Source organism: uncultured Prevotella sp. (assembly GCF_946407605.1).
Lineage (GTDB): Bacteria > Bacteroidota > Bacteroidia > Bacteroidales > Bacteroidaceae > Prevotella.
Map to the genome: position 1 here is coordinate 1 of NZ_CAMJOS010000040.1, position 24208 is coordinate 24208.

The 24208-nt window shown below is 47.4% G+C and carries 28 protein-coding genes and 1 pseudogene; 16 read left to right on the top strand and 13 right to left on the bottom strand.

The window, feature by feature from the left end; genetic code table 11:
• Nucleotides 1–753, top strand: a 753-nt coding sequence (locus Q0R57_RS12980; RefSeq protein WP_294748481.1) for a helix-turn-helix domain-containing protein, incomplete at its 5' end; no start/stop codon positions are given.
• Here Q0R57_RS12980 and Q0R57_RS12985 read toward each other — a convergent pair.
• Nucleotides 754–1773: a nitroreductase family protein gene (locus Q0R57_RS12985; RefSeq protein ID WP_294748484.1), complete on the bottom strand. Its 1020-nt coding sequence runs from the start codon at nt 1771–1773 to the stop codon at nt 754–756.
• A 175-nt stretch (nt 1774–1948) separates the two neighbouring features.
• Nucleotides 1949–2563 (bottom strand): hypothetical protein, encoded by a 615-nt coding sequence (locus Q0R57_RS12990; RefSeq protein WP_294748487.1) that lies wholly within the window; start codon nt 2561–2563, stop codon nt 1949–1951.
• Nucleotides 2564–3495: 932 nt separating this feature from the next.
• Between Q0R57_RS12990 and Q0R57_RS12995 the strand changes: the two genes are divergently transcribed.
• The 4 genes from Q0R57_RS12995 to Q0R57_RS13010 all read left to right on the top strand — a co-directional run bounded on the left by Q0R57_RS12995 (nt 3496) and on the right by Q0R57_RS13010 (nt 9145).
• Nucleotides 3496–4629 (top strand): adenine-specific methyltransferase EcoRI family protein, encoded by a 1134-nt coding sequence (locus Q0R57_RS12995; protein ID WP_294748490.1) that lies wholly within the window; start codon nt 3496–3498, stop codon nt 4627–4629.
• Nucleotides 4630–4634: 5 nt separating this feature from the next.
• A complete protein-coding gene (locus Q0R57_RS13000) occupies nt 4635–5807 on the top strand; it encodes a DUF262 domain-containing protein (RefSeq protein ID WP_294748493.1) in 1173 nt (390 codons plus the stop codon).
• Between the two features lie 404 nt (nt 5808–6211).
• On the top strand, nt 6212–6622 hold the full coding sequence (locus tag Q0R57_RS13005; RefSeq protein WP_294748495.1) for a hypothetical protein: 411 nt from the start codon (nt 6212–6214) through the stop codon (nt 6620–6622).
• A gap of 126 nt (nt 6623–6748) precedes the next feature.
• Nucleotides 6749–9145, top strand: a complete 2397-nt coding sequence (locus Q0R57_RS13010; protein WP_294748498.1) for a hypothetical protein — start codon at nt 6749–6751, stop codon at nt 9143–9145.
• 179 nt (nt 9146–9324) lie between these two features.
• Here Q0R57_RS13010 and Q0R57_RS13015 read toward each other — a convergent pair whose 3' ends face one another.
• The 3 genes from Q0R57_RS13015 to Q0R57_RS13025 form a co-directional block, all read right to left on the bottom strand.
• The gene (locus Q0R57_RS13015; protein ID WP_294748500.1) at nt 9325–10005 is read right to left on the bottom strand and encodes a hypothetical protein; all 681 of its coding nucleotides are present in this window, start codon (nt 10003–10005) and stop codon (nt 9325–9327) included.
• Nucleotides 10002–10130 carry a hypothetical protein gene (locus tag Q0R57_RS13020; protein ID WP_294748503.1) on the bottom strand — a complete coding sequence of 43 codons (129 nt, stop codon included), beginning with the start codon at nt 10128–10130 and terminating at the stop codon, nt 10002–10004. Before Q0R57_RS13020 ends, Q0R57_RS13015 begins: the two co-directional genes overlap by 4 nt.
• 165 nt (nt 10131–10295) lie before the next feature.
• Nucleotides 10296–10910, bottom strand: coding sequence for a class I SAM-dependent methyltransferase (locus Q0R57_RS13025; protein WP_294748505.1), 615 nt, complete (start codon nt 10908–10910; stop codon nt 10296–10298).
• A gap of 225 nt (nt 10911–11135) precedes the next feature.
• On the opposite strand from Q0R57_RS13025, the gene Q0R57_RS13030 reads away from it, so the two are divergent.
• The 4 genes and pseudogenes from Q0R57_RS13030 to Q0R57_RS13045 form a co-directional block, all read left to right on the top strand.
• The gene (locus tag Q0R57_RS13030; protein ID WP_294748507.1) at nt 11136–12110 is read left to right on the top strand and encodes a hypothetical protein; all 975 of its coding nucleotides are present in this window, start codon (nt 11136–11138) and stop codon (nt 12108–12110) included.
• Nucleotides 12111–12113: 3 nt separating this feature from the next.
• Nucleotides 12114–12878, top strand: coding sequence for an HmuY family protein (locus Q0R57_RS13035; protein WP_294748509.1), 765 nt, complete (start codon nt 12114–12116; stop codon nt 12876–12878).
• The gene (locus tag Q0R57_RS13040) at nt 12875–14830 is read left to right on the top strand and encodes a TonB-dependent receptor (protein WP_294748511.1); all 1956 of its coding nucleotides are present in this window, start codon (nt 12875–12877) and stop codon (nt 14828–14830) included. The genes Q0R57_RS13035 and Q0R57_RS13040 overlap by 4 nt, the downstream gene beginning before the upstream one ends.
• Before the next feature lie 79 nt (nt 14831–14909).
• Nucleotides 14910–15116 (top strand): annotated as a pseudogene (locus Q0R57_RS13045) (hypothetical protein); the annotation flags it as partial.
• Nucleotides 15117–15184: 68 nt separating this feature from the next.
• Here the strand turns inward: Q0R57_RS13045 and fldA are convergent.
• From fldA to Q0R57_RS13085, 8 genes are all read right to left on the bottom strand, one after another.
• Nucleotides 15185–15679, bottom strand: a complete 495-nt coding sequence (fldA, locus tag Q0R57_RS13050; protein ID WP_294748513.1) for a flavodoxin FldA — start codon at nt 15677–15679, stop codon at nt 15185–15187.
• 71 nt (nt 15680–15750) lie between these two features.
• The gene (locus tag Q0R57_RS13055; protein ID WP_294748515.1) at nt 15751–16140 is read right to left on the bottom strand and encodes a DUF2023 family protein; all 390 of its coding nucleotides are present in this window, start codon (nt 16138–16140) and stop codon (nt 15751–15753) included.
• A 110-nt stretch (nt 16141–16250) separates the two neighbouring features.
• Complete coding sequence (locus tag Q0R57_RS13060) at nt 16251–16553, bottom strand: TIGR04076 family protein (RefSeq protein ID WP_294748517.1); 303 nt, start codon at nt 16551–16553, stop codon at nt 16251–16253.
• Between the two features lie 120 nt (nt 16554–16673).
• Nucleotides 16674–16823 carry a hypothetical protein gene (locus tag Q0R57_RS13065; RefSeq protein ID WP_294748519.1) on the bottom strand — a complete coding sequence of 50 codons (150 nt, stop codon included), beginning with the start codon at nt 16821–16823 and terminating at the stop codon, nt 16674–16676.
• Between the two features lie 12 nt (nt 16824–16835).
• A complete protein-coding gene (locus tag Q0R57_RS13070; RefSeq protein WP_294748522.1) occupies nt 16836–16973 on the bottom strand; it encodes a hypothetical protein in 138 nt (45 codons plus the stop codon).
• 3 nt (nt 16974–16976) lie between these two features.
• Entirely contained in the window at nt 16977–17678 is a 702-nt protein-coding gene (locus Q0R57_RS13075; protein WP_294748525.1) for an acyl-ACP thioesterase domain-containing protein, read from the bottom strand.
• Nucleotides 17679–17681: 3 nt separating this feature from the next.
• Nucleotides 17682–18245, bottom strand: coding sequence for a flavin reductase family protein (locus Q0R57_RS13080; RefSeq protein WP_294748529.1), 564 nt, complete (start codon nt 18243–18245; stop codon nt 17682–17684).
• Nucleotides 18246–18372: 127 nt separating this feature from the next.
• Nucleotides 18373–19368: a DUF362 domain-containing protein gene (locus tag Q0R57_RS13085; RefSeq protein ID WP_294748532.1), complete on the bottom strand. Its 996-nt coding sequence runs from the start codon at nt 19366–19368 to the stop codon at nt 18373–18375.
• 87 nt (nt 19369–19455) lie between these two features.
• Here Q0R57_RS13085 and Q0R57_RS13090 point away from each other — a divergent pair, with 87 nt between their 5' ends.
• From Q0R57_RS13090 to Q0R57_RS13120, 7 genes are all read left to right on the top strand, one after another.
• Nucleotides 19456–19893, top strand: a complete 438-nt coding sequence (locus Q0R57_RS13090; RefSeq protein WP_294748534.1) for a LexA family transcriptional regulator — start codon at nt 19456–19458, stop codon at nt 19891–19893.
• Between the two features lie 5 nt (nt 19894–19898).
• A complete protein-coding gene (locus Q0R57_RS13095) occupies nt 19899–21194 on the top strand; it encodes a Y-family DNA polymerase (RefSeq protein WP_294748537.1) in 1296 nt (431 codons plus the stop codon).
• A gap of 13 nt (nt 21195–21207) precedes the next feature.
• A complete protein-coding gene (locus Q0R57_RS13100; RefSeq protein WP_294748540.1) occupies nt 21208–21834 on the top strand; it encodes a hypothetical protein in 627 nt (208 codons plus the stop codon).
• The gene (locus Q0R57_RS13105; RefSeq protein WP_294748543.1) at nt 21816–22649 is read left to right on the top strand and encodes an aldo/keto reductase; all 834 of its coding nucleotides are present in this window, start codon (nt 21816–21818) and stop codon (nt 22647–22649) included. Before Q0R57_RS13100 ends, Q0R57_RS13105 begins: the two co-directional genes overlap by 19 nt.
• Nucleotides 22646–22960, top strand: a complete 315-nt coding sequence (locus Q0R57_RS13110; RefSeq protein ID WP_294748548.1) for a hypothetical protein — start codon at nt 22646–22648, stop codon at nt 22958–22960. Before Q0R57_RS13105 ends, Q0R57_RS13110 begins: the two co-directional genes overlap by 4 nt.
• A gap of 187 nt (nt 22961–23147) precedes the next feature.
• The gene (locus Q0R57_RS13115) at nt 23148–23564 is read left to right on the top strand and encodes a hypothetical protein (protein WP_294748551.1); all 417 of its coding nucleotides are present in this window, start codon (nt 23148–23150) and stop codon (nt 23562–23564) included.
• A gap of 8 nt (nt 23565–23572) precedes the next feature.
• Nucleotides 23573–24034, top strand: coding sequence for a GNAT family N-acetyltransferase (locus tag Q0R57_RS13120; RefSeq protein WP_294748554.1), 462 nt, complete (start codon nt 23573–23575; stop codon nt 24032–24034).
• The last annotated feature ends 174 nt before the right edge of the window (nt 24035–24208 follow it).

Below are 24208 nucleotides of genomic sequence, written 5' to 3' on the forward strand. Positions count from 1 at the left end.
ATTGCCGCCTACGGCTACACCATCGTGCTGCATGGATGGATGACGATGCTATTCAATGGTCGCGAGGTTCACTTCACTAAAGATGACCTTATTATATATACCCCAGGGATGGCGGTAAGCGTCATAGATATCTCCAAAGACTATCGCGGAATCTGCCTGGTAGCCGACAAAGACTTTGCTTTCGAGTCGCCGACGATGCGCGATGCCATCCGTGCCGCCTACTTGCCTGTGGTGGAGCTGAGAGAACCGCGCTTGACTCTTGCGGAAGACGACAACCTCCACCTCATGGAACTGATGGGCATCATCCGCCGTTATCTCTTCTCGGCCGACCATCCTTTTCGCAGCGAGTGCCTTCGCACCACATACGGTCTCTTTCTGCTTGAGCTGAACGCCATCCAGGAACGCACCATCCGCGAGCGCAGGTTCCCCAAGCGTATAGAGGAGCTGTTCTTCGATTTCCTTCGTCTCGTGCCCATCCACTTCGCCGAGCATCACGACGTCGCCTTCTATGCTTCACAACTCTGCATCACGCCGCGCTATCTCTCACAGATTGTCCGAGAGGTCTCAGGCCGCACCGTCGTCGATTACATCAACCAGATGCTTCTCATGGAGGCCTCCTACCTGTTGCAGCAGACTTCACTCCCCATCGTCCAGATAGCCGACCGCCTGCACTTCTCAGAGACCGCCTCATTCACCCGTTTCTTCACAAGGATGAAAGGCATGAACCCCAGAGAGTTCAGAAAGGGGAAGTAATTACTTAATAAACTTCACCTTCGAAGCATCGCGAGGCTTGGCATCGGGCTGCTCGTCTGGGTAGCCGATGGCGAGGATGTAGTTCAGCTTGTAGTCAGCGGGAATGTCGAGACGGTCAAGGAAGAACTTACACTTCTCGTTCGAGACAAGGAAGCGCACAGGACCACCGAGACAACAGGTGCCAAGTCCCAACGCTTGTGCTGCCAGCATCATATTCTCGCCCAGCAAGCCTGCATCCAGTTCGCCGCCGCCATTGGCAGGGGTACAGACGCAGATAAGTGCAGGTGCATCGTAGAACAAGCTCCTGTCAGCAGCCTGGTTCACATCGGCAATCAGCTTCTGGTCTTCCACCACACGGACAATCCACGGCTGACGGTTCATGCCGCTGGGGGCATTGATGCCACACTTCACGACAGCCTCCAGCTTCTCGTGCTCCACAGGCTTGTCGAGGTATTTGCGTATGGAGCGACGCGCCATGATGTTGCTCAGCACGGGATTCACCTCCATCTGCATGTCGGCCTCGATGGCAGCAACCTGATCACGTGACTCATAACGTTTGATGACCTTGCCGTCGCGCCCTACGAGGAACTTGGTGAAGTTCCACCTGATGTCGCCACCACCAGCTTGTGCCTTCAGCCACGTATAGAGCGGATGAGCATTCTCGCCGTTCACATCAATCTTGTCGAACTGCGGGAAATGGATATCGAAGTTGGCCGTGCAGAACGAGTGAATCTCCTGAATCGTGCCAGGAGCCTGCTGGCCGAACTGGTTGCAGGGGAAGTCGAGAATCTCAAAGCCCTGAGCATGATACTTCTGGTAGAGCGGTTCCAAGTCCTTGTACTGAGGCGTGAATCCGCATCGCGTGGCTGTGTTCACAATCAGCAATACTTTACCCTTGTAGTCAGAGAGCGAAACCTCCTTTCCTACATCATTCTTTACCTTGAAATCATAAATACTTGACTGCGCTGAAAGGGTCAGCACGCCCATCATTGCCATGAGGCAGAATAACGCTTTTCTCATAATAGTCTTTGTTTGGTAATTCCGCTGCAAATATACAAAAAAATCCCGAAGCACCGAAAAGTGCCTTGGGATTTAACTTTTGTTGAGTTCTGGCGACCCATCAGCTGACCTTCGGTCGACCGATGTCACGACTCGGCAGAATCGAAGCGAGCTTCATTCTGCTCTCGCTGCTCCATCAGTTCATGTTGTCATCGTCGTCGCCGCCACCGCCGCCATTGTCACCACCGCCGGTATTGCCTCCGGTGTTGCCACCATTCTGACCGCCGTTCTGGGTGCCGCTGTTAGAGCCGCTGTTGCCAGACTCACCAGACGTTGTTCCCTTGGCAGCAGCAATCTCTGCCTTGGTCTTGTCCGTCCATGCCAGCTTCACGTCCTTGTTCAGCTCGTCGCGCGTGAACTCGCCCGTGCTCTGAGCCAGCAGCTTGATGGTCCTCACGGCAGCGCCAGTCTTCGCACCTTCCGCCAGTGCACCGATGGAAGCCTGAGCCATCTTGTCGACACGTGCGTCATACAGCGTCTCCAGGGCGTTAGCCTCAACGGTGGCCTTAAAGATGGCCAGATTCCTGATTTTGACGGTGTTACCCATCAGCACCTGCTCACGGATACACTTCACGAAATCAATCAGAATACCGGTGATGGTACCCTCCGAAAACGACGTGTTGTGCTCAGCCATGTGATGAGCCATGTCCTCTATGGACAACTCTTGTTTGTAGTCTACGCGAGCGTAGATCTTGCCTGCCAGCTCCGATTGGCTGGTTTCAGACACCTTTGAAAGATACAGTTCAATCATACCTTTTGTGTGTTTTTTATGGTATTAGAATCTCCTCGGACCAGCTACACCGGGTGGCCCGTTCCCGCTTTTCTCTCTTCACTCTTCAATTTCAACGATACAAAGTTACAAAATAAATTTCAAATAACCAAATATTTACCTAATTATTTTTCAAGTTTTTATTGAAATATTTTCCTGATGCAAATAACCTACCATTATTGCGCAATAAGGCAGCGTTATTCCGCAATAAGGCAAGGTTATCGGTGCACAGAGGATGCGCTTCTTTCAGTCGTTTCGCTTGGTGAAAGCGAGGCAAGCTCGAGCGCCGTTGTGCACTTGTCTTTTCTGCAGTACAATTTGGGGTTTAGGACAGAGGCTTGTGACAAATGACAGATGACAGTTTCGAAACAAGCCCTATCACCCCCGTCATTATGAATTATGTTATTTTTATTACTCTATTATTATTTCCAAATAATATAATAATAGTACAAATATACAATTATTAATATAGATAAATTTACATCAATCTGCCCACTCCCCCCCCTATTTTAAAACTGTCATCTGTCATTTGTCACAGTTACTTCCATTTTTTCTTTGTTATTCTTTTGTGCATTTAGAATTATTTCGTATCTTTGCAAACGGTTCGGGGAGAAATCCGGACTAACAGAAAGCATTCGCTATTATTTCGCGTTCAGCCAAAAGCCTCGGAAACTTATTGGAAATAACAACGCACAGAGATAATATGTGATAAGATGTTTCGGATAGGAATGTCTTAGCAATCTTGTATAGTTGAATGCACTAACACTTCGGTGTGGTGCATACTTGTTAAGATTGCTGGGGTTTCCGTTCCGAGGCTGCCTCAAAGCTGAACGCAAAAGGTGCATCACGCCTTTTTTATGTCCAGCGGCAAGAGTGATTGATAGTTGGTGCTGAGAACTATTATCTATCAATCTATGGCAAACAATACTAATCTCGGTGCAGCGAAGGCTGCGAAGAACGACGAATTCTATACTCAGTATGCGGATATTCAGAAGGAGATAAATGCCTATCTGGAGTATAACCCTGACACGTTTCGTGACAAGGTGGTTCTCCTACCATGTGATGACCCAGAGTGGAGCAACTTTACTCGTTTCTTTGCTCAGAACTTCGAACGGTTGGGGCTGAAGCGTCTCATCAGTACGAGTTATGCTGTGGAGAGCAAGAAGTACAAGAACTATCAGCCTACGCTCTTTGAAACGGAGAGTCCAATGTTCGATATTGACAAGACGCGTATTAAGGGAAAAATATTCGAACTGACGCATGATACCAATCAGAATGGTCGCATAGATATTGATGATTTGGAATGGCGCTACCTTGAAGGTGATGGTGATTTCCGCAGTAAGGAGGTCTGTAAACTAAGAGATGAAGCTGATATCATTGTAACCAATCCACCTTTCTCGTTGTTCAGAGAGTTTTTGACATGGATTGTTGAAGCAAACAAAGAATTTCTTATCTTAGGGAATTTCAATGCAATTCACTACAAGGAGGTATTTCCTCTTATCCGAGACAATAAGATCTGGACAGGAAACAAAAGATTTGGTGGTGGAATGAACATGATAATGCCTAAAGGAACTTTTGATCCAAGCAAGGTTAAAAAATATTATACCGACGAGCGAGGCAATATCATTCAGAATATCATGGGTGTCATTTGGTTTACCAATTTGGACCACGGAAGACGCCATGAACCCTTACAACTAATGACTATGAAAGACAATCTGAGATTCAGTCCTCATAAGGATGTAAAGGAGAAAGGATATCCTCATTATGAGAATTATGATGCAATTGATGTTCCTTTCACGGATGCCATCCCAAGTGACTACGAAGGTGAGATGGGCGTTCCTACAACATTTATTGATAAGTATTGCCCAGAGCAATTTACAATAATAGGATGTGCAGAAGGTGATTCTGGTAAAGAATTGGGCTTAAAACCATTCGATAGAGAATTAAAGAAGCTAAATCCAAGTCTGAGAGATGGTCAGCTTTTCTACATGGAAAACGGAATGCCTATTAAGCCATATTCTCGAATATTAATCCGCAAAAAACAATAACTGATATGAAACCTACACTCATCACCGACTGGACCATTGGCGACATTTGCAAAGGATTCCAGTACAACGAATACGAAGGAAAGGGCCTGTATGGTCTTTCAGGTAAGTTGACTATTCAGCCAGAGTTCCAGCGCCATTATCTCTATGCTGAGAATGGCGGCAAAAAGGAGGTGGATGTGATTCAGTCCGTTCGCAACGGCTATCCGCTGGGACTAATCTACTTCTCGAAGGTAGGTGAGGATAAGTATGAGGTATTGGACGGTCAGCAGCGCATCACTTCATTGGGGCGTTTCATTACGGAAAAGTTTGCATGGATTGATGCAGATGGACGGCCTTGGTACTTCTCTGCCTTGAATCCTGACGAGCAGATGAAATTCCTCAACACCAAACTTCTTATTTACGTCTGTGAAGGAACGGAGAAGGAAATCAAGGACTGGTTCCGCACTATCAACATCGTTGGTATTCCGCTGAATCAGCAAGAGACACTCAATGCCGTATACAGTGGGCCATTCGTCACAAAAGCCAAGGAAGAGTTCAGTAATTCCAACAATACCAATATTAATAAATGGAGTTGCTTTATTCCTGGCACAGCCAAGCGTCAGGACTATCTTGCTGCGGCACTCGACTGGGTGAGCAAGGGGCATGTAGAAGACTATATGGCCACTCACCGGTACGACAACAATATCACAGAGTTGAAGGCTTACTTCACCAGCGTCATCGACTGGATAACCTCAGTATTTGACTTTAACCCAGAGAAGGAAATGTGTGGGCTGAAATGGGGCGAACTATATGAACGTTACCACAAAACGGCCTACGACCCTGCGGCAGTAGCAACTAAAGTGAAGGAACTCTACGAGAGTTTCTACGTGAAGGAGAAGAAGGGTATCTATGAGTATATTCTTGATGGATGCCAGAACACAAAGCTGCTGAATGTGCGAGTTTTCGATGACCCCACTAAGAAGGCTGTATACGCTCAGCAGACGGCTGCTGCCAAAGAAAAGGGCGAGAGTAATTGTCCGTTATGTGCCATTGGCCACGATGCCAATCATACAAAGATTTGGGACTTGAAGGACATGGATGCCGACCATGTGACAGCCTGGAGTAAGGGCGGTGCAACAGACATCAGCAATTGCCAGATGTTGTGCAAGACGCATAACAGAGCGAAAGGAAACAGATAAACTATGAGAAATAAAAAGACGAATCAATAGCGAATAGTAATTTACCTCCCTTTGGGAGGTAATCTGTGACAAATGACGGATGACAGTTTTAATTATTAAGGAATTGTACCAGTTATTTGGATATTTCAAAAAATATTTGTATCTTTGCGCCCAAACCCGGAAGGGTTCTAAAGGGGAACCATAGATTTCCTCGAAATAAGATTCATATGCCCCCCTGTTTCTATTTAGAATCAGGGGGATTATTGTATCTATAGAAATACCGTTTTAGTTTTTTTACCAGTAATTTAATGATGCCCTTGCATCCGGTATAAAAATCACGTACCTTTGTAAAAGGAGCGGTAAACCTCTGCACGGTTGTTCTACGAGTTTCGTAGCGATTGCACTAACTGCGTCGCTGCGAAACTATGACAAAAAGAAAAACAAAAACAAAAAAGCAGCGTAGGACGGCTAAACAGTCCAAACAGGAGTTTACAGCAAGAACTCGAGTGTTTGACTTGGTGAAGCGTGAGTATCACAACGAACTGAAAAAACTTTCTCAGGACATTCGCCCTTATATTCGGAATCCTGACGCCATCGACTGGAAGCATCTCAATTATTTCGAATGTAAACTAATCAGTAAGGCTGAGTTTGTGCTTATTATTGCGCGGTTCCTCTTAAGGATTGGAAAGGGAAACGGTTTGAAGTGCAAGATGTCTGTTTTCATTCGATATCTCGCTTCAAATGAACATAGCGATTTCAACTTAAAGTATAGATCACTTAATACTCTGATATACAGGATGTTAGAATATCTTGAAAGTCAAGAAAAAGAAGCATAAAAGTTGTAGCACAAAAAAGTATTAAAATTATAAACTCTTATAAATCAGATAGTTATAACGATTAAAAACAAGCATCGTATTACTATTTTGATTACCTTTGCAGCAAGAAAATTTAAAAAAAATATTATGGATAAATCAAAAGCAATTTTTGCAATGAATCCCCGTCTGAAGGACAATACGACGGGTAAGGTTTTAGGAAAGTATCATCGTGGTTATGCTGAGCCTGGTACGGCTGAGCAGATTTTGGGGATGCTCGAACGTGAGGACCTGCCAAGCATGCTCAGCGAGATTCGTGACGAGGGTAAGGAGGAAATGAAGGACCAGTTGCCAACCATCTGTCCGCACTACTCGCAGTTCCGCAACAATCATCGCGCCCAGGCCGACATCATTCCTGAGGCGTTCACTTTCAAAACATGCCCCGACATCGATGAGGAATCGTTGGTAGAGCATGCCATCAAACGAGCTTTGGAGGTGAACACGGACGAGTATTCTGAGTTTCAGGGTATGGTGGAGTATATCGAATATTCTCCACGTAAAAAGTGCCACATCTGGCTCCGTATGCCAGTAGGCAAGACCATCGAGGAAACACAGAAAGCTTTCTGTGATGAAATCGGTGTACCATACGACGAAAGCTGTACCACTCCCGAACGTTACATCAACATGACTGGTGATGAGGTCTACCGCTCAGAGCGTTGGTTGCAACCATTGTCCGACGAGGAAATAAAAGAGCGTCGTGAGGCATTCTTGATGCGCGGTCTCGATGTGGATGGACGTCCGTTGAAGAAACCAGAGACTACTACCATCCCAGCGACAACTGCTCAGCCGACAGGAATAAAAGTGGTGGCAGCCAACGACCGTACACGTTTCATCGTTAAAGAATGTCTAAAGGAGGCTGGACTCACGGTAAACGACTTGAACGAAGTGGGTGGTCGGCATAACGCGGTGAAATCCATCCTGTCGGTAGGTGCTACTCAGTTGCTGACACAAGACGAGTTCATCGGTGTCATGCAAGAAATGGCATCAGCGTATAGCCAGGAGAAAGAGTTCCTTCAGTTGGTGGTCGATTTCTATGCCAAGTACACCGATGATAGTCAGAAGCTGACGCAGTTTCAACGTCGGACATTTGCCGCCAGCCGAAAAATCAGTCCGATAAAGACGACTGTTCAGATTGATATACAAGAAGAAACTTCTGAGGTCATCTATGGCGACACTGCATCGCTTGCCGACATCTACGGCAATCCTACCCCACCTCAGTTGTCGAATAGTGCGAAGCCTCGTTTTGTCAAGGACGCTACAGGCCCAGTACCCATCGAGGCTAAGGAAACAGCTGCTCAGGCTATGTTCCCTCCATTGGGCATGTACTGTGATGCCAGCTTTGTCTACACAGACAACACCCTTCGCGAACCACGTGCGAACTGTCTGATTATAGCTGGAACGGGTGGCGGCAAGGACAGCAGCACCAAGCACATGCTGAAGCATCTGGAGACGCCACAGAAACTGGAAGATGGGCCTAATCGAGTCGTTCTGGAAAAATATAAGCGGGAGTGTAACCGCAGAAACCAAAACCAAGACAAACCCGAGCGTCCCAACGTGGCTGTAAAAAGCGTAGCTGCTGATATCACCAAGGCCAGACTATCGGAACTGATGGCCGACTCACAGGGCAATATTGTCCATACGCGTATGGTAGAACTTGATCAATGGTTTGCCGTTGAAGGCTATAAGCCTGGACCTAATTGTCCCTTCACTTACATGAAGATGACAGACGACGAGGACAACCCATTCGGCCAGGAACGTGTCGGTAGTCAGAGCGTTACGTATCAAGGGCCGTTGTCCATCAATTGGAACGCCTCGACAACGCCAAGTAAAGCAGCTTACTACTTTCGCAATGTCATGACTGATGGTCCAATCAGCCGGCTCACGTTGGCAACTGTGCCCGATCGTGGTCTCGGAGCACCTATGCCTGTTCATGGAAAATATGACGAGAAGTACGACGCGAAGCTGAAGATTTACATTAACAATCTGCGTCAGGTACACGGAGAGATAGACTGTCGGCAAGCGCGATATATGGCTAAACGATTGAAAGATGAACTCGACGACTTCGTGGTGCAGTCAGGTGAAGATGTGCTCAACAACTTGGGTCGCAGGGCGTTGGTGGCAACTTTTCGCAAAGGATGTCTTCTTTATGCGGCCAACGGCATGAAATGGGAAAAGGCCATTGAGGGTTTCTGTCGATGGAGTCTGCACTACGATCTTTGGCTGAAACTTCATTTCTTTGGCGACATGATTCGCCATGCTGATAGTCAAGTGAAGACATCACGTCGTGGACCGGCAAACCTGCTTCAACAGATTCCGACCAAGGAAGATGGGTCATTCACTTATCAGGATGCTGTTCTTATCCGAATTAAGAATGGTAAGGAAGAAGAAGGCACAAACGTCATGTTGAACCAATGGGTTAGCCGTGGTCACATTGAGAGAGTTGGTGGTGGTATCTTCCGTAGGATAGACAAGCCGAATGACAAATGACAGATGACAGTTTTAAAAAGCCTCCTGCGAGCAAATACTTGCAGGGGATTTTTGTTTGCGCAATGCGGAAAGTAGGAAAGCAGACAAGAAGCACCCTCATGCCAAACAACATGAGGGTGCTTTATTTTTGGGATTTAATGTTTTATTGAGTATTTCTGATGTGCGTAAATAATGCTGGGTTATTTGCTGGCCCTCGGCGACAGGCTCTGGTAGGTTTCCTGACCTCCCGTTCCTGAGCGGAAGATGATAGTGTCAATGAAATACAGGTGTCCTTCGGCATCAATGAGTACATTGCCATCTACAGCATCGAAGATATCATGCTGGCCGTTGGTGTAATATCCGCCATCGTCCTCTGCATGGAAGCCAAGACGGATAAACTCGTCGTGAATCTCTTGTTCCGTAGCAAGACGGGCTTCAACAATAAATGGCTGCACAAGGACAGCGCAGACATTTCCATCTCTGTTTTCAGCGAAGCCAACCATGCGATATGGACAAGCATCAAAGTATTTGTTATGCGCTTTGATGCGTTCGAAGAAAGGGGTGAGATTGTCATCGGAATAACGGAAATCGTTCAACTTAATAATTTCCGTACCATCGGGAGATAGATATACTTCGTTTTCAGAACCACGATCAAAGAAGTCACCAAACTGATTACAATTTTCAAACCAGCAACCCTGTTCCTGAGCCCACTTCTTGAGCCTTACCAGTTGGACAGATTTGCAAGCCGTTGTTCCCGCAAGAGCCTCAATCTCTTCAAGGACTCGCTGCGCGAAAGCGGATGCTTCTTCCAGTATTCCACTTTCGTTCTCATTTCGGCATTTACCTTCTTGTGGTAATCGTTCAGTATGATCTCCATTCATCCTTGTTTTAAATAATCTGCTGCAAAGATAGCCCAAATTCGCTTATCTTCCAAACTTTTCTTCCTTTTTCTTTCTTTTTTCTTCTTATTTTTTTCAGTTGGTTTGGAAATAATCAGGCTTTTCATTTGAGTTTGTCGAGCTCAGTAACGACTCGGCCGTTTTAGCAAGCTTAACGGCTCTCGCTGCTCCGTCCCTTAAACGTATAGCCGATACCTTCAACGGCTGCACGGATGGCCTCTTCCGTAGCAGGACCTTTGATGGTGAGGGTGTTTATTGAGAAAACACATCTTTTATTTATTCACACCGATAATCGTGGCATACGTTGGTTTCTTGCGATGAATCTCCGTCTGGGTGAAGCCGGCATCATCGAGCAGCTTTTTCAGATCATCCGGCGAGTAGGCTGTCATGCCCTCCACAACGCTGGTCCACTTTGAATCGCTATCGACCACCTCTACCAAGATGGCGAACTTACCACCGGGCTTCAGCACACGACGCACCTCTTGCAGACAGTCAGGAAGGTTGGGCCAGAAATAAACGGTCTCGACTGCTGTTACGAGGTCGAACTTCCCGTCTTCGTAGGGTAGCTTCTCAGCAGAACCTTGAGTGATGAAGACTTGCTTGTCGAGCACTTCGGCATTCACCTTCCTGGCTTTCGCCACGCTCTCCTCAGAGATGTCGATGCCATAGACCTGTGCTCCCCTACTCCGTTTAAGCAGTCGACGAATGGTAAAACCGCCACCACAGCCCACATCGAGCATCGTCCATCCGTCTTGTACATCCACAAGGTTCAGTCCCCAGTTTGTCAGCGGGGCATGCGTGTAATTCATAAAACTCAGCATCACACGTCCAAGTGCTCCCTCTGGTCGTGCACACTGACTGAAAAATGATTTTAAAATGTTTGCCATAATCGTTTGCAATAAATAACTGGCTGCAAAGGTACGGCAAATAAATAAGGTACGCAATACCTAAAAACGAGGTTTTTAAGCATTGTGCACCTTCAAAGTCATGCAAAAGCAGGTTAATCTAAAGTGGGTATTTAGTGAAAATCCTCAAAAATGAGGATTTCACAGGTCGAGAATAATGTGTACCTTTGCACCCCGAAATCAGTAGTAATTTATAAAATATATAAGATGAAGAAGATTTTTACACTCCTATTTGCCCTTGTGGCATTTGTTTCCAACTCAATGGCCCAGCATGGCGCTATGAAGTTTGCTGGTAAGGCTTCGTTTACCGTTCTTACCACTACTGTCAATGTAGAGAGCGACACCATTGTCTATGCTGGTAGTGACTTCACCATTCCTTCGATGACCTATGACATGGGCGGACGCCAGGCTGTCATACCCTCTTTTGTCATTAAGGAAACCACCTTCGAAGGCGGCTATGCAGGCGTGACGTGGAATGAGCAGGAATTTACCACTACGGCTACAGATGGAAAGGCTGTCACAGGTAAAATCCTGTTGGGCACGTTTACGCACGACAATGGTATCTATAACGTCAAGCTGAAGATTCAGTTCAAGTACGGCCAGATGCCACACGACCTCACCTATGAGATTGACGGTTTCTATGTGAAGGCATGGACAGACAGAATGCATGTGTTTATTGATAAGGACTATTCTGTGGAGAGCGTGACCTATAACGTGCGTACCTATATTGATGGTGAGACCACAAAGGTCGATGTTGAAGTGCCCACCTTCGACATGAAGAATACCACCATAGGCGACATCACCTCTGGCGGCTATACCGTAAGGGGATTGGTGATGGACAGCAATAAGGGTGGCTACTATCGTGACTATCACGAGGACGGGCTGACCATGCACTTCAAGGGTATTGGAATGGATGCTGACTATCCCCTGAGTGCTGCCAACGTTAATAATATCCTGGTAGTGTTCGAAGGTAAGGCTATCAAAATCGTCAATGCCTTCAAACCTGGCGCTATGCCTTTCCCCATCACCTCAACATTCCCTGAGCCTGCACCAGCAGCTATTGAGGGCATCACGATGGAAAAGAGTGCCATCAATATGTATTACAACCTGAACGGCCAGCGCGTAGTCAAAGGCCACAAGGGATTGGTTATCAGAAACGGCAAGAAATACCTTATTAAATAATAAGTGGCGAACATTATTCGCAAGACAAAGACTGTTATAGGCTGTGGGCTCCTGGCGATGCTCACAGCCTGTAACGGTATTTTTGACGACATATACGACGAGCCTGCAACACCTGCAGCAGGCGACATCTATATCGATGCCTCCGACTGGACGCAATGGCACTATATTGACCTGCACGCCCTGAAAGAGGCTGCCGACAAGGGCGAGAACCTTGAGCAGGTTTATACCACTTATAGTATTCCGATGGAAAAGGCCGACAGCTACGATGCTGACAGCACAGGTATCTTCACCTACTGGTACGACGTCTTTGGCGAGGGTATCTCGAATTTTGAGCTTCGCGAAAACTATCCCACAGTACAGCAGCCAGAGCCCGAACACTGGGATTTGGCCTTCCATCGCAATAATGTGAGGACCAATGGCGGCGCAGCACTTGAGACCTCTATTACCGACATTAGCAAGGTGGGGAGTCACAGTGTCTTTTCTACCATCGACTTCGTGTGCGACACATGGAACCAGACCGATGTATGGACCGTGCAGGACCGTATGTTGCAGGGCCTTGTAGGTAATCAGCGTATCAAGATCAACACCGAGTTGGGTAAATGGCTCCGCCTGGACATTCCTCCTATGCCCCCTGCCTTCACCCTAAATAGCAATGTGTTCATCGTTCGTTTGGCCGACGGCACATATGCCGCCATACGCCTGAAGAACTATATTGGCACTACCAACCGCAAGTGTCAGTTGACAATAGAATACAAATATCCGATATGAAGAATACGGCCCTTCTCCTCGCTTGCGCATTGCCGATAGGCGTCTATGCAAATAACGACAATCGACTGCACAACTTCGAGCGCGACACCATAGCTCTCTCGCAGGTTGTGGTGACGGGTACGCGTACACCCAAGACGCTGGCCGATGCCCCTGTAGCAACACGTGTCATTACCAGTAAGGATATAGAGCGCACCGATGCTACCGACATTCAAGACCTGCTGACTCAGGAAATGCCAGGTGTAGAGTTCTCATACGCCATGAACCAACAGACCCACCTCAACTTCTCGGGATTTGGCGGGCAGAGCATCCTGTTTCTCGTAGATGGCGAACGGCTGGCTGGCGAGACAATGGACGATGTTGACTTTTCGCGATTGCTAATGGCAGGCGTGGAGCGCATAGAGATAGTGAAGGGAGCTGCTTCCGCACTTTATGGCAGCAATGCCGAGGGTGGTGTGGTGAACATCATTACCAAGGAGAGCACAAAATCCAGGAATCTGAATCTCGATGCTCGGTGGGGGCGTCACAATAGTCAGCGCTATGGCGGCATTTTCAGCATGAACCGCAGCCACTGGGCTAACACGCTCTCTGCCAGCTTCAGCGATATAGACAACTATAAGGTCAGCAGCAAGGCGAATCCTGCCACACGGGTGTTCAGCGAGGTCTATGGTAACCGTGTGGTTAGCGTGAAAGACAAGTTGATGCTGCGTCCTGCCGACGGACTGAAACTCTCGGCACACGCAGGCTACTATTTTCGGCAAGTCGCCCGCGTACCCAGCGAACCTGAGCGATACCGCGATTTCTCGGCAGGCATAAAAGGCGAGTGGAACATCACTAAGAACGACTATGCCGAACTGTCATACGCTTTTGATCAGTACGACAAATCAACATTGCAACGCTCGCAGAACCTCGACATACGCACCTATAGCAATGTGCAGAACAGCGTCCGTGCACTCTACAGCCATTCTATGAGTAATGGCGACATCCTGACACTGGGTGGCGACATGATGCGCGACTACCTGATGAATGACAAACTGACTGATGGTACGCGACGCCAGACAACAGCCGATGCCTTTGCACAATACGACTGGAACATCAGCCGACAGTGGGAGGTTGTGGGAGCTCTGCGCTACGACTACTTCTCTGACGACAATCTGTCGCGACTTACACCCAAGCTGTCATTGCGCTATCAGCCCAAACGAAATGTGAGCCTCCGAATGAGCTACGGCATGGGATTCCGTGCACCTACGCTGAAGGAGAAATACTACGAGTTTGACATGTCGGGCATCTGGATTGTAGAGGGTAGCGAGAACCTGAAGGCAGAGGTGAGTCACAACCTGAATGCATCGGTAGAATTTACCAAGGGACGTTTCAACGTGATGGCGATGGGCTACTACAACAGCGTTAAGGATAAAATCAGTACGGGCATCCCCTACTATCGCAGCCCGCAGGACGGTCAGCTCTACCTGTCATACACCAATCTGGAGACCTATTCCGTCTATGGCGCTGACCTGACGGCGCGCTACCGTTGGAACATCGTTTCGGCTAAGGTGGGTTATGCCTTCACCAAGGAGCGACTGCCCAAAAGCGATGGCAACACTGTCAATAATCAGTATATACCCGCCCGTCCTCATGCACTGAACTTGGAAGTGGGTGTCGACAAGGCATTCTCTTCAGACTATGCCTTTAGCGCTACGCTTAGCGGACGACTGTTGTCAGCGGTAGACAACGAGGAATATCGCGACTACTATGACATCGGTCAGGGAACAACAACGATACACTATCCGGCATACAGTCTGTGGAAACTAATGTTGGTAGGACGGCTTTGGAATAGAACAAAGGTGTCGTTGACGGTTGACAATCTGCTGAACTACAAGCCTGACTATTACTATCTGAACGCCCCTATTACCGATGGCACCAACGTCATGATAGGACTGGGGATAGAGCTGTTTTAAAGTTGAAAGATGAAAGTTGAAAGATGATGAAAAAACTATATATCGGGAAAAGTATCGGGGTATGTGGACGGACTCATCAGCCACCTGGGGGCGTAACATACGCTATGCGCTGGCTACCGTCATCGTATTCTGGACCTTCGTGGAAATCATGGCGCGTAATGGATTTTTCAATGAGATATGGGTTGATCCTATGAACCATATTCGTGAAATGACTATCATCCTCGCGGTATTCGTCATCGTTGTAGTCCTCACCATATTCAGTTCGAAGTATATCACTACTGAATAAAAAAGGGCTAACCTCACGGCAAGCCCTCATACTAAACTAAACAAATACTGCTAAATTATTACCTGTAATTATAGGCTTGGAGAGATGGCGGCTATCCAGGCCTCAATGCGGGTGTCGGTCTTGTCGTCCTCGTTGATATCGTCAAGAGGCAGACCGATGAACTTGCCGTCAATGACAGCCTCGGAATCGTCGAAGGTGTAGCCGTCGGTCTCAACGCTGCCGATGAAGTTGGCACCGCTATCCTTAATACCGTTGTAGAGTTCACCGATGCCACCTACGAAGGTGTCGCTGTACGATGAGCAGTCGCCACAGCCGAAGAGGGCGATGGTCTTACCGCTAAGGTCGGCACCTTTGAGGGTCTTCACTCCGTCGTACCAGTCATCCTGCATTTCGCCTGCACCCCATGTCGAGGTGCCGAGGATAAGGTTCTGGTTGGCGCTGACGATGTCGGCTGTCAGGTCCTGTACGTTCAGGGCCTCGCAGCCCAGTTTCGAGGCGATCTTCTCTGCGATGGCCTCGCAGGTTCCTGTCGAGGAACCATAGATTACAATTGTTGCGTTCATATTACAATTCTTTAATTCGAGAAATTCTTGCGTCCCTTCGGTAGCAAGCGACCAAAGGCCGAGCGCGTGGTTTAATTTCCATTGATACAGTTTTCGCAGTTGCCCTTACATTCGCACTTGCCTTGCTTACGTTTGCAGTAGCGTTCGCATTGTGCGCAGATGTCATAGCCGAGCATGGCACCAAGGATAAAGTCCTCTTCGGGCGTGAGCTGGTTTAGCGGACGGGTGACGATGAGTCGGATGGCCTCCAGACACTCACGCCGTCCAAAATACACGTTGAGGTTCTGCTGACCAGCAGGCTGCAGCAGGTAGGGGATGCCCTGACTCTCCAGTCGCTGTATGGCCTGTTCGCTATACTTCTTTTTGCAGGTAAACAGCACCATGTGTCGCACACCTTTATTCAGTTCGTAGATGTGGTTCATCAGCACCTTCATCTCTGTGGGAATCATTGTTGTTTTCATCGCTGCAAAGGTACGGCAAATAAATAAGGTACGCAATACCTAAAAACGAGTGTTTTAAGTATTGCGCACCTGATATAGCTTGCAAAAGCAGATTAATCAAAAGTAGGTATTCATTCCACTACCTCGATATAGAAGCTGAAGGGACGGAAGCCGTCGTTGCAGCTAATCATCGCACTCATCGGGTTCTTCATCCATCCGTCGTAGAAGTTGCCCTCGCCTCGTGCCAGCGACTCCACGAACTCTCGCATGGAACCCCAAGCCGAAGGACACATACCCTCGGGCTGCTGACCGTCGATGGATATCCACTGCTGCCCCACCCTGACGTCGCAGGTGTGCTCAATCGGGTTCTCGTACTGTGCCATCAGGTCTTCATAGACCGTCTGGCGCATGGCTGTGATTCGTACTTTCTTCATCGCTTCCTTGTAATAATTGCTGCAAAGATACTCAATAATCCTCTATTTTACACGCTATTGCAGAAAAAAAGGAGATATTTTTGTGCTTTTCGTGGATAATAATTATCTTTGCATCGTTTATCAATAACTAAAAACAATACGGGATTTAATATCTATGCTTTGATCACCATTGCCTCCAACGGAGCGGACACCCTCAGCAACTTTCTCACACATAGCAGCTGTATTAAAGTTTTTTCTCGGGCCGCCATCGATAATCATAATCTTCTTCATAATCGTATTTGTTTAGTAGTTAATGTTCGTTTTAATACCATTTGTAACCATGTTCCTTACAATAGTCAATTGCTGGCTGATAGCCTTGGAAGGCTGCTTCACGATACCAAAGGTAGGCTTTATGGTGATCTTGTTCCGTTCCTTGGGCATCGTTTATGTAAACTCAATGATGGCACTCACCTCACTCCCTATAGACAGGGAAACGATGATGCAGTCTGCTATTTTGTAAATAGTAGGAGTCAGGCAATCGCCAAGCTTGGCTGCTACCCGATATTCTACCCGTAAGCCGCTTACCACAAAATCCTCTGGCAACAGTTCCATCGCCATGCGGACATAGTTGGCATTATTCAGATGCTTGTTGTAGTCGATGTCGGCACGAAGCACCTTTATTGGCTCCAGCACTTCACCCTCCGTCTTAGGCAGGATGATACGGCGGTCTTTGTAGTTCATCTCCAGCTGTGGCTCCAGCTTCATTGATTGTATGGTTGTATCGTCCACACGTTTCAGTTTTCCTGCCACCTTGTCAACGAATGCGCCCATGCTCCATGTCTTGTAGCAGGGATTTCCCTGTGCGTCGTAGATGAACGTATTGCGGAATCCGAACATGGGCTTCATGCCATAGACGGAGGTCGTCACCTTCAGTTCCTCTTTGTATTCAGGTACTCGGATAATTTCAACCTGCCGGGTTGCCAACAGCTGAGCCATATTCTGCTGCAGGAAGTAGGCCTTGACTTCCGGCTCGCTGTCGATCCACATCTCTGAACAGTCCTGCATCATCTGGAGAGCGGAATAGAGTTTCAGCTTTCCTTCGCTGTCGCAGGTGCTTGTTGTTACTTTGTATTTTAAACTGTACATATTCTATTTCAGTTGCTTTCCGTCAGAGAATGCCTTACCTACAGTCTTGCCAAGCTGGATATAGGTGTGGTGAACGGGATCGAAGGTAATCAACTTCATTTTCTCCACATCGGGTTTGCCATCCTCGGCCAGATACTTCTCATCACAGAGGATATTGACGATTTCAGCAACAAGGTAGTATCCAGTCTCGCTCTCATCTATCTTTTGCTTCAAACGGCATTCCAGCGTCATCGGGAACTCCTTGAACACAGGAGCATTCACATTAGGAGCCTTTTCAACAGTCCAGCCAGTTTTCTCCATCTTGTCAGGCGTGTTTCTGCCGCTGACAATGCCTACATAGTCAGAGGCTACCATCGTCTCAGCGGTTGCAAAAGCTACTGTCAACTCTGGATTCACGGCCAGATTGTCCGTTGTCTGATGGGAACCGAGTGAGATGATGATTTCGTTCATATCCCACTGGCCGCCCCAGGCAGCGTTCATGGCGTTGGGCTTACCTTCTTTGTCATAGGTGCCGATAATCAGCACAGGTTGTGGCAACAGCCACGCAGTTGATTTGAAACTCTTCATATTGCTTTTGTAATTTACTATATCTTTCGCCTGCTGTGCCAATGCGCTTGACATTGTGACCATTATCAGGCATACTATGGATATTACTATTTTCATCAATTCCCTTATATTAAGAACCTCTCCAAATTTATAGATCCAGATTTACCAGTTCGTACTTTTTGGAGCCAAGGCCAATCTGGGCTGCATGGTCGATAGTGTGTGTGCCATGCTGCTTATCGATGCGCTTCAGCAAATCGGTAGGGTCGTTCTTGGCAGTCACCTTCTGCTGGTTGATGATGTCGATGCAAGCCTGGTCGAGGGCTACGGGGTCTGTAGAGGCAAGGATGCCATAGTCCTCCAGTTTTACGGGTTCGGGATGATCCACACAGTCACAGTCTATCGACATGTTGTTCATCACACTGATGTAGATAATGCCCTGCTTCTTGTTGAAGTAGTTCACCACGGCTTGAGCTGCTGCTGCCATACTTTCGAGGAAGCCGTCCTGATTACCGATGAACTCTGGTGTCCACAACTTGCCCATATCCAGTTTCTCCATCTTGCCGGCAGAGTGGATGTAAGCCTTGCCGTTCTGACTGGCACAGCCGATGGAGAGATTTTTTAACGCACCACCGTAGCCACCCATAGGATGACCCTTGAAGTGGTTGAGGGCAATCATGAAGTCGTAGTTGGCCATGTGTCCGCCTACGATGTCGTACTTGATGTGCGTCTGATCCTTTACGGGGATGCGAATCTCATCGTATTCGTCCATGATATCGACAGGAAAATACTTTGTGAAGCCGTGACGCTCAATCACCTTCCAATGGTTCTCCGACGTGTTGCGCTCGTCTTTCTTGTCGGCAGGGCCGTTGCCGTATGCGGTGTTACATTCCACGATGGTGCCGTCCACCTCCCATATCAGGTTTTTCACCAGTTCAGGTTTCAGGTAGTTGGGATTGCTGCCTTCGCCTGTTGACATCTTCACTGCCACACGCCCCTTGGCTTCAACGCCAAGTGCCTTATAGATTTTTACTAACGACTCTGGTGAAATCTCCCTTGTGAGATACACCTTTGATGCCTGCTGAGCCATCACCGCAGCCGACACCATCAACATGGCTGCTGCCAAAATAAAACTTGCTTTTCTCATAAATTCAATTAAATATGTGCACAAAGTTACCAATAAATGCCGACTTTTCGCTAACTTTGCGGAATGTTTTGAGAATTATTAGGATTTATGGGTAACATTAAGATAATCAAAGGTGTATTTGACACCAAACTGGAGTTGGAACATGCAGGTGTTGCGGCAGGTTTTCCCAGTCCGGCTGACGAGTACCGGCACGAGACGCTGGACTTCAACCGTGACTATATCCGTCATCCTGAAGCCTCGTTCTATGGTGACGTAGAGGGAGATTCGATGAAGGATGCAGGACTGTTGGACGGTGACCGTGTGATTATTGACAGGGCTGTGGAGCCACATGACGGTTCCATCGTCGTGGCATGGTGGGACGGTGGCTTCACGATGAAGTTCCTTGACCTGACACATCGGAAAGACGGCTACATTGAACTGCGTCCTGCCAACCCTGACTATCCAGTATTCAAGGTCAATGATCCTGAGAACTTCCAGATTTGGGGAACCGTGATTCATCTGATTCGTACATTTGAAAAGCTGTAGAAACGATGTATGGTATAGCCGACTTGGATAACTGCTACTGCTCATGCGAGAAAGTTTTCCGTCCTGATTTGGAGGGGAAACCGATTGTGGTATTGAGCAACAACGACGGTTGCGTAGTGGCTCGTTCCAATGAGGCTAAGAAGATGGGCATCAAGGAAGGTACACCGTATTTTCAGTTGGCAGAGTTATTCCCTGGACAGAAGATTGCCGTATTTTCTTCCAACTACGAACTCTACGGAGAGTTGACTGGCCGTGTTGTAAGCATCATCCGACAAGAAACACCTGCCTATTTCCGCTACTCGATTGATGAATGCTTCATGTATCTTGACGGCATTGAGTTGGATAGGTTGCAGACGTGGGGCGAGAACCTGCACAAGCGCGTGAAGCGAGAGGTGGGCTTGCCAATCAGCATCGGACTGGCTCCCAACAAGACATTAGCCAAAATTGCCTCGAAACTGGCGAAGAAATATGCTGCATATAAGCACTGCTGCATGATCGATACGGACTACAAACGGGAGAAGGCTCTGGAATGGTGTCCCATCGAGGATGTCTGGGGCATCGGCAGACGCTATGCAGCCAAACTACAGGTACTTGGCTGCAAGACGGCCCTCGACTTTGCCCAGCATCACAAGGACTGGGTTCGCCAGACCTTTAATAATATCAACATCGTCCGTACCTGGCAGGAACTGAACGGCGAAGATGCTGTGCCTAACGAAGAACTGGCTAAGAAGAAGAGCATCTGCACCAGTCGCTCGTTCAACGGCATGATCAGCGACAAGGACACCTTGCGCACTCACATTGCCAACTATGCTGCCCGCTGCGCAGAGAAATTGAGAACTCAGAAGACCGTGGCCACTATTGTTGGCGTGTTTGTCAATACCAATGCCTTCCGTGAAGACCTTGCACAATACTGGAACTTTCAGGAACTGCGCCTTGTCACACCAACCAGTTCAACGATTCCCATTGTTCAGGCTGCTCACGACGTGCTCGACCGTATCTTTATTCAGGGCTACCAGTACAAGAAAGCAGGTGTCATCGTGATGGGTATCTCACCAGACTCACCCATCCAGCAGGACTTGTTCGACCTGAATGCCGAACAGATTCAGAAGATGCGCCGTCTCGATGAAGTGATAGACCGCATCAACCGCATGCACGGCTCAGAGACCATTGTCATTGGTGCCCAGCAATATACTCAGAAAAACGGCAAGGGAAAGGCAGAAGTCTTTGCCAATGCTATCAAGCACGATTTCAGGAGTAAGAATCCAACGACCCGTTGGAGCGACATTATAAAACTCCGCTGAAAATAGAAGGGATATGAAAAAGATAGCACTCATTACCATCAGCCTCCTATGTTCAATAGTAATTCAGGCACAGGGCGTTAAGGGCTTCGTCAACAAGCAACTACAGACTTATCCTCAGTTACGTTTGCTCGACCTGTATAAGTCGTGCTTTCAGGACTACATGGGGGCAGAGCATCTTGTGTCGGACAGACAAAGGGTGAAGGCTTATTTGGATGAGGAGCTGAATACTACCAGCATAGATGACCTGATGCCCTGGAACTATGAGCCTTGCGGCATAGACAGCAATTATTATCGTGTCAGTATCAGAACTATCAAGGAGTCTGTTATATCAGAGGATTTGCTATTGGATGCCTTTATTCGTAGTGCAAACAGCAAGAAGCGTCCTACTGTAGATTCTTGGAGAGACCGATGGCACGTGATTATTGGCACAATTGACAAGATGCAACTTGAACTCCCTTATTATCAGCAGGACAAAGCTTTCATTGACAGCATCCTGTCTGTCGGCAGATATGCCATCAGCCATTCTCCAGAGTATCGTGAGGCATACCATCCACACTATAGGATAGTAGAACGTGGTATCTTCGAACGAGAGTTAAAACCATTGATAGAAAGGAAAGCGTTATGGAATACAAGGTTTTGAATAATGGCCTGCGGATGCCGATGGTTGGTCTGGGTGTCTATAATATCTCTGAGAGAGAAACCCAGCGAGTTGTTGAAGATGCCATATCGGTAGGCTATAGAAGCATTGACACGGCTGCTATGTACTACAACGAGAAAGGTGTGGGGGATGCTGTTCGGGCATGTGGCGTTCCTCGTGAAGAACTGTTCATCACGACAAAGATATGCGATTCCTGCTATACGAAGGAGGAAACCTTGCGTACAGTTGACCATTCCATGAAGCAGTTGGGGCTTGACTATGTGGACTTGATGCTGATTCACTGGCCTGTCGGAAATCCTACCGTCATGTGGCACACGCTCGAAGAACTCTATGAACAAGGTATGTTCAAGGCCATTGGCATATCAAACTTCTATCCAAACACCTTTCCGAAGATTGTGGATGATGCAAAGGTGATGCCTGTCGTGAACCAGTGCGAGACCCATGTGCTCTATCAGCAACGGAAGATGCTGGAATACCTGAAGCCTTACAATGTAGCTCTTGAAGCCTGGAGTCCGCTGGCAGAAGGCCGGCATGGTATCTTCAAGAATCCTGTTCTTATGAGAATCGGCGAGAAATACGGTAAGACTTCCGCTCAGGTAGCCTTGAAGTTCCTGATCCAGAATGATATTATCATCATTCCCAAGACTACCCACAAGGAAAGAATGGTTGAGAACATCAAACTCTTTGACTTTACGCTGTCAGATGAGGATCTCCGTGAAATCTGCCTGCTTGATACAGGCCGAAATGTGACGGGCTGGCCGTCGGATGCACTGAAATACAATCCTGAAAGTGTATGATACAGAATTATAAGATAGTTACCCTATGTGGTAGCACCCGTTTCAAGGATCAGTTCCTGGAAACCCAGAAACGACTGACTTTGGAAGGTTTCATAGTCATCAGTGTTGGCTTATTCGGTCATTCTGGTGACGAAGAGGTGTGGAAACCTGGCACTAAGGAAATGCTTGATGATATGCATCTGCGGAAGATTGACCTCGCTGACGAAATCTTTGTCATCAATGTCGGAGGCTATATCGGTGAGAGTACCAGACGAGAAATTGCCTATGCTGAGAAGACCGGAAAGAAAGTCAGATATTTGGAAGAGGTATGAAAGGTTCTATTGTTAATATATCAGGGAGAGAATGCCATCTGTATAAAAACTCCAATGCTGAATTACGGCTATGTGATAACCGATCAAAAGACTACAAATAGTGTAAATACCATCATTATGCTATTGTGCAGTTGCAGAAAAATGTGTACCTTTGCCGCCAAAATAGCACAAAATAGATTTAACGAACATGAATTTCGTATTTATATCGCCCCATTTCCCGCATACTTATTGGCAATTCTGTCAATGGCTATATCAGAATGGCGTGAAAGTGCTGGGCATTGCCGATGCGCCATACGACTCATTGCAGAGGGAGTTGAAGAAGTCTCTGACGGAATATTATCGTGTGAACTCGCTGGAGAATTACGATGAGGTGTATCGTGCCGTAGCCTACTTCGCTTTCCGATATGGTCGCATAGACTGGATAGAGTCGAACAACGAGTACTGGCTGGAACAAGATGCCCGCTTGCGTACGGACTTCAACGTGCCTGCCTGGATAGACTACTGGGGCTACGACTCAGCCCACGACTGGGCTTGGTGGCGCAAGCAGATAGTCTATTTCATGGATCATCTGCTTACGGAGGAAACGGTGGAATACGTTATCTGATGTATAGAATGGTAAGAATCACTACATACAAGCCATGCTACAAACAGGACTTTATCCGACTGAACAAACAGTGGATAGAATCCTATTTCAGATTGGAGCAGTCAGATCTCGATACCTTCTTGCATATCGATGAGAGCATCATAGGTTGTGGTGGTCAGATATTTCTGGCAGTTGATGAAAAAGAAACTGTGGTTGGTTGCTGTGCCTTAAAGCCGCATCCGGAGTCAGACTGCCACGAGTTGGCAAAGATGGCTGTATCACCTGATGCCCAAAGCAAAGGTATTGGCCGCCAACTTGGCGAGGCATTGCTTGATTATGCCCGTCGTCATCATGTGAAACGTATTTTCCTTGAAGGCAACACCCATTTAGAGGCCTCCATTTCACTATACCGTAAACTTGGATTCAAGGAAATTCCATTGTCAGGAAATGCCTACGAGCGTTGCGATATACTGATGGAACTGGTATTATAGGGCGCTTTCAGTTATTTTTTCATCAAATTCACCAAAATACCAAACTATAGTGGGGTCAAATGCCTTGTGGATGGTATTTCATATCTGATAGTTTCGCTGTAACTTTGCACCCAGATACTTTTAGCCATTTTACCAATTGTGAATTAAAGGGTAAGTCTATGGTAGTAACTAATA

What these genes read in the sequence shown, in the direction of transcription:
- Q0R57_RS12985 (WP_294748484.1), bottom strand. Translation starts at nt 1,773, where the DNA reads ATGAGAAAAGCGTTATTCTGCCTCATGGCAATGATGGGCGTGCTGACC.
- Q0R57_RS12990 (WP_294748487.1), bottom strand. Translation starts at nt 2,563, where the DNA reads ATGATTGAACTGTATCTTTCAAAGGTGTCTGAAACCAGCCAATCGGAG.
- Q0R57_RS12995 (WP_294748490.1), top strand. Translation starts at nt 3,496, where the DNA reads ATGGCAAACAATACTAATCTCGGTGCAGCGAAGGCTGCGAAGAACGAC.
- Q0R57_RS13000 (WP_294748493.1), top strand. Translation starts at nt 4,635, where the DNA reads ATGAAACCTACACTCATCACCGACTGGACCATTGGCGACATTTGCAAA.
- Q0R57_RS13005 (WP_294748495.1), top strand. Translation starts at nt 6,212, where the DNA reads ATGACAAAAAGAAAAACAAAAACAAAAAAGCAGCGTAGGACGGCTAAA.
- Q0R57_RS13010 (WP_294748498.1), top strand. Translation starts at nt 6,749, where the DNA reads ATGGATAAATCAAAAGCAATTTTTGCAATGAATCCCCGTCTGAAGGAC.
- Q0R57_RS13015 (WP_294748500.1), bottom strand. Translation starts at nt 10,005, where the DNA reads ATGAATGGAGATCATACTGAACGATTACCACAAGAAGGTAAATGCCGA.
- Q0R57_RS13020 (WP_294748503.1), bottom strand. Translation starts at nt 10,130, where the DNA reads ATGAAAAGCCTGATTATTTCCAAACCAACTGAAAAAAATAAGAAGAAA.
- Q0R57_RS13025 (WP_294748505.1), bottom strand. Translation starts at nt 10,910, where the DNA reads ATGGCAAACATTTTAAAATCATTTTTCAGTCAGTGTGCACGACCAGAG.
- Q0R57_RS13030 (WP_294748507.1), top strand. Translation starts at nt 11,136, where the DNA reads ATGAAGAAGATTTTTACACTCCTATTTGCCCTTGTGGCATTTGTTTCC.
- Q0R57_RS13040 (WP_294748511.1), top strand. Translation starts at nt 12,875, where the DNA reads ATGAAGAATACGGCCCTTCTCCTCGCTTGCGCATTGCCGATAGGCGTC.
- fldA (WP_294748513.1), bottom strand. Translation starts at nt 15,679, where the DNA reads ATGAACGCAACAATTGTAATCTATGGTTCCTCGACAGGAACCTGCGAG.
- Q0R57_RS13055 (WP_294748515.1), bottom strand. Translation starts at nt 16,140, where the DNA reads ATGAAAACAACAATGATTCCCACAGAGATGAAGGTGCTGATGAACCAC.
- Q0R57_RS13060 (WP_294748517.1), bottom strand. Translation starts at nt 16,553, where the DNA reads ATGAAGAAAGTACGAATCACAGCCATGCGCCAGACGGTCTATGAAGAC.
- Q0R57_RS13065 (WP_294748519.1), bottom strand. Translation starts at nt 16,823, where the DNA reads ATGAAGAAGATTATGATTATCGATGGCGGCCCGAGAAAAAACTTTAAT.
- Q0R57_RS13070 (WP_294748522.1), bottom strand. Translation starts at nt 16,973, where the DNA reads ATGCCCAAGGAACGGAACAAGATCACCATAAAGCCTACCTTTGGTATC.
- Q0R57_RS13075 (WP_294748525.1), bottom strand. Translation starts at nt 17,678, where the DNA reads ATGTACAGTTTAAAATACAAAGTAACAACAAGCACCTGCGACAGCGAA.
- Q0R57_RS13080 (WP_294748529.1), bottom strand. Translation starts at nt 18,245, where the DNA reads ATGAAGAGTTTCAAATCAACTGCGTGGCTGTTGCCACAACCTGTGCTG.
- Q0R57_RS13085 (WP_294748532.1), bottom strand. Translation starts at nt 19,368, where the DNA reads ATGAGAAAAGCAAGTTTTATTTTGGCAGCAGCCATGTTGATGGTGTCG.
- Q0R57_RS13090 (WP_294748534.1), top strand. Translation starts at nt 19,456, where the DNA reads ATGGGTAACATTAAGATAATCAAAGGTGTATTTGACACCAAACTGGAG.
- Q0R57_RS13095 (WP_294748537.1), top strand. Translation starts at nt 19,899, where the DNA reads ATGTATGGTATAGCCGACTTGGATAACTGCTACTGCTCATGCGAGAAA.
- Q0R57_RS13100 (WP_294748540.1), top strand. Translation starts at nt 21,208, where the DNA reads ATGAAAAAGATAGCACTCATTACCATCAGCCTCCTATGTTCAATAGTA.
- Q0R57_RS13105 (WP_294748543.1), top strand. Translation starts at nt 21,816, where the DNA reads ATGGAATACAAGGTTTTGAATAATGGCCTGCGGATGCCGATGGTTGGT.
- Q0R57_RS13110 (WP_294748548.1), top strand. Translation starts at nt 22,646, where the DNA reads ATGATACAGAATTATAAGATAGTTACCCTATGTGGTAGCACCCGTTTC.
- Q0R57_RS13115 (WP_294748551.1), top strand. Translation starts at nt 23,148, where the DNA reads ATGAATTTCGTATTTATATCGCCCCATTTCCCGCATACTTATTGGCAA.
- Q0R57_RS13120 (WP_294748554.1), top strand. Translation starts at nt 23,573, where the DNA reads ATGGTAAGAATCACTACATACAAGCCATGCTACAAACAGGACTTTATC.